Annotated in this window: 1 protein-coding gene; it reads right to left on the bottom strand. The window is 70.7% G+C overall.

The window, feature by feature from the left end; all coding sequences use genetic code 11:
- Positions 1-1,568: AMP-binding protein (locus VLG41_RS12300; RefSeq protein WP_325349696.1), on the bottom strand; the 1,568-nt coding region annotated here is incomplete at its 3' end.
- Positions 1,569-1,697 lie beyond the last annotated feature (129 nt).

Raw genomic sequence — 1,697 nt, 5'->3', positions numbered from 1 at the left:
TCGAAGCGCACGGCCTTGGGCACCTTGTAGCCGGCCAGCAGGGTGCGGCAGTGGGCGATGAGTTCGGCTTCCGTAGTCTGCGCGCCGGGGCGCAGTTCCACGAAGGCCAGGGGCGATTCCCCCCACTTCGGGTCGGGCTTGGCCACCACGGCGCAGGCCATCACGGCGGGGTGGCGGTACAGGGCGTCTTCCACCTCGATGGAGCTGATGTTCTCGCCGCCGCTGATGATGATGTCCTTGCTGCGGTCCTTGATCTTGACGTAGCGGTCGGGCTCCAGCACGGCCAGGTCACCCGTGTGGAACCAGCCGCCGCCAAAGGCCTTGGCGGTGGACGCGGGGTTCTTCAGGTAGCCCTTCATGACGATGTTGCCGCGGAACATGATCTCGCCCATGGTCTGGCCGTCGGCGGGCACCTCTTCCATGGTGTCGGGGTTCATCACGGTCATGCCTTCCTGCAGCGGGTAGCGCACGCCCTGGCGGCCGTTGAGGCGCACCTGCTCACCCAGTTCGGCCGTGGCCCAGGTGGGCCGCGCCACGGCCACGGACGCGGGGCCGTAGACCTCGGTGAGGCCATAGACGTGTGTGATCTGGAAACCCAGGCGCGCCATGCCCTCGATCATGGACGCCGGTGGCGCGGCGCCCGCCACCATGCCGCGCACGGCGCCGATGCCGTCCTTGAGCGCCGGCTCGGCCGCCACGGCGGAGAGGATGCCGTTGTGCACGATGGGCGCGGCGCAGTAGTGGTCCACGCCGTGCTCGCGCATGGCGGCCAGGATGGCGGCCGGCTCCACGCGGCGCAGGCACACGTGCACGCCGGCCTGCAGCGCCACCGTCCAGGGGAAGCACCAGCCGTTGCAATGGAACATGGGCAGGGTCCACAGGTAGCGCGCAAACTGCGGCATGGTCCAGGTGACGACGTTGCTCACGGCGTTGAGGTAGGCGCCCCGGTGGTGCGTCACCACGCCCTTGGGGTCGCCCGTGGTGCCGCTGGTGTAGCTCACGGCGATGGCGTCCCACTCGTTGGCGGGGCCGTCCAGGCGCGGCAGGGGCTCGTGCGCGGCGATGAAGGCCTCGTACTCGTGCGCGCCCAGGCGATCGCCGGGGCCGGTGTACTCGCTGTCGCAGACGTCGATGACCACGATCTCGCGCCCGAGCTCGGACAGGGTCGCCAGCGCCTTGGCCACCACGGGGGCGTACTCGCGGTCGGTGATGAGCACCTGGGACTCGCAGTGGTTCATCTGCCAGGCCAGCAGGCCGGCGTCGAGCCGGGTGTTGAGCGTGTTGATGACGGCGCCCAGCGCGGGGATGGCGTAGTGCGCCTCCACCATCTCGGGCGTGTTGGGCAGCAGGGTGCTCACCGTGTCGCCCGGGCCGATGCCCAGCGCGCGCAGCGCGGCGGCCAGCCGGGCGGAGCGCTCGCGCACCTGCGCCCAGGTGTGGCGCCGCGCGCCGTGCACCACGGCGGGCATGTCGCCAAAGACCTCGGCCGTGCGCTCCACGAAGCTCACGGGCGAGAGGGCCGCGAAATTGGCGGGGTTGGGGTCGAGGTGCTGGCTGTAGATGCTCATGCGGGCATCGTAGGCAGCGGGGCCGGGGCGTGACCAGCGGGGCTTACCCGATGGGACCCCGGTCTGGCTTGTCGCCCGGCAGACAATCAGACCTGCTTCGACTCGTCGCACGCCCAGGCGCGCCAACGC

This window comes from Hydrogenophaga sp. (genome assembly GCF_035481345.1).
GTDB lineage: Bacteria > Pseudomonadota > Gammaproteobacteria > Burkholderiales > Burkholderiaceae_C > Hydrogenophaga.
This window is presented reverse-complemented; position numbering and strand designations above follow the sequence as displayed.